Annotated in this window: 2 protein-coding genes; both read right to left on the bottom strand. The window is 39.2% G+C overall.

Features of this window, described 5'->3' with window-relative positions:
• Window positions 1-29 precede the first annotated feature (29 nt).
• Entirely contained in the window at window positions 30-308 is a 279-nt protein-coding gene (locus tag AC0J20_RS23240) for a hypothetical protein (protein WP_473023590.1), read from the bottom strand.
• 303 nt (window positions 309-611) lie between these two features.
• The coding region (locus AC0J20_RS23235; protein WP_473023589.1) for a hypothetical protein at window positions 612-2,515 on the bottom strand (1,904 nt) is incomplete at its 5' end.

Here is a 2,515-nt window from a genome sequence, read left to right as displayed (position 1 = left end):
TTCACTCAAACCTGTCATCCACCCCCTGTCTAACAATACGAAAAACTGAGGCGACAACTATCCTGACACAGGGGGACTATGACCTTAGCAATATGTTGTCCGGTTTCATCCCAGATAATTCGGACATTGTGAACTTTTATTAAGTCTTCTGTTCGGAATGTCAGTTCTCCTCCGTTTTGCAAAGCCAGAAGTCCTATATATTGGACCATACTAAATCCGATACTGTTAAAGGCCTGCTCTCCTTCCATGTACCATGATGACTGTGCCCCTTTAAAATTTATCAGAGGGTGGCTGATTTTATCTTTCATAGTGTTCTTAGTCTGTTATAGTTTCAAGAACTATGAGGCTAACACAGTTTAATTGGAAGTGGGTAAAATTCAGACCTTTTACAAATACCTGTATCTTAGCAAGCCATGAATTTCAGGAAATTACTCTTTGTATATACTGGAATTAACTCTTTAGTGGTGTTACCGAAACGCCTTGTTTATCGCAACTACCCGGTGTATGCTTATTTCTAATTTATTTCGATATTTCTCACAATTTATCGTATCGGAATGAATTAGACACACTACCCCTGCCGAAAGGCAGGGGGTTATAACTCCTAATTTTATTTACATCACCAGCCATCTTGCTTGCATTGAAATTGTGAGTAATTCTGAAGAAGTTTCTGGATTGTAATCCAGAAAACAAGCGAGCCATTGCATTTCAAAAGTTCTATTTGGTATCTCATTGCGATGAATCATTTCATCGATGTAACTGATGTCTTCCCTCAAGTAAGTGTTATGTAACTCACGAAGGGAGCCCGTTATCTTGGGTGATAATATGCACTGTCTGTTGTATTCACATCTTAAAATTCTGAATTGCATATTGTAGATAGGCAGAGAAGCTGTACGCCTGTTGATGATATTGTTAAGTCGATAAATTATGTTGTCGTCAGGCCGGGCTTCCTCAGCAAGGGAGCTGAACAGTTTATATCGCAACAGTGAAAGGTTAGCGAGCATTTGCATTTGTGGTGAGGTGCAAAGTAACCTTAGACTTGGTAAATGTTCTGCGAGTTCTTTGAGCTCGTGAATTGCTCTAAAACGTCTCTCTTGTCTGTCAGGGACATGAATATCCGATTCCGATTCATAGATTGTTTTAGACATTTTTAGTGTTAAAAAGTGCAGGAAATCGTTTACTTTAATTTCACTTGTTGGATAAGTTGCGCTGTTGTTAGAGTTTTGGCTTGATGGGGTGTCAAGGATTTTGGAGTAGCGTTCGATGATGCTTGTGATTTCATTGTCATATTCATGAAAATAGTATCGTAGTGATTCTCTGGAAGATGGGTGTCCCTCTCTAACACTGGGATGGTCCAGTGTATGTAAACGCAATAAAGCTGAAAAGTGTTCTCGTAGCAAGAAACTTTGAGGTAATGTTTGCGCGTAATTAAATTCCCTTTGTAACATAAATGGATCGTCAAGAATTTTAATGGCCTCGTCATAATCAGATCTGGTTATGCTGTTTCTCAACATGTACGACTGTACCCGCAACACTTTTTTAAAGTGTGAATTGGAGTAAGGTGACTGCTTATTTTCACTATTACTATCTATATCGGAAATGTCGGCATAGTATTCTTGAGGCTTTTTTAACTTTATTTTGTCAAGAATGAAGTGACACCAAACCATTGTTAGTCTTGTATTTCCTCTCAACATATAATGTTTTAGCTTCACAAGTGTTAATCTGCCAATTGGCTTTCCATCAATTGGAGGGGCGAATTGCATATAGGGGCTGTTTTCAGTGAATTCATTCCATTTTGCTTTCAGGCGGCGGTGTGTATCTGCAAACAGTAGAGGGATTTGTCCTTTGGCGGTTTGGTTTAGGTGTCTTACGGAGCGCCTCGCTGATAATACATGGGATACAAGGTCTAGTTGGTTTAAGTGGAGACTTGAGATCAGCAGACTTTCAAATAATGTGGTCATAGTGTAAGGATTATGACTACTGCAAAATGCCGCGATTACCGATATTGGAGGAGTGCTGAAAGTAGCATCTGAAGATTCGTTGGTCACTTCATGAATAAAACCATTTTCCCGCAACAGCAAAAAACGTTTCGCGATTGCATTTTTTACTTCAAAGCCATTATCGATGTATTTGCTTAGAGCAAAATTAGTGCCCTGGTCCAATATTTTGTAAAAAACAACATAGGCGATATTTATTAAACGCAGGTTGTGATATTCCAGGGATTGTTCAGGTGGCCGCAAATTGCTGATAGTGATATCAGTTAACTTCAATGAAAAGAAGTTCATAAATAGATCTTCTAACACAATACTTTGATCAGGTGGGTTATTTAGTATGTCTTTACCTTCATAAGGAGGAAGTTGATTTACGCCGAGCTTTGGGTCAGCAATGATTAACAACATATCAATAAAGGTCGTAGCCCGAAGGAGTAACTCTTGATTAGGTACCCCCTGTGTCAGGATAGTTGTCGCCTCAGTTTTTCGTATTGTTAGACAGGGGGTGGATGACAGGTTTGAGTGAA

It is taken from the genome of Planctobacterium sp. R6, from assembly GCF_055755215.1.
This window is presented reverse-complemented; position numbering and strand designations above follow the sequence as displayed.

Coding starts and splice junctions, on each gene's coding strand:
- AC0J20_RS23240 (WP_473023590.1), bottom strand. CDS start 308: ATGAAAGATAAAATCAGCCACCCTCTGATAAATTTTAAAGGGGCACAG.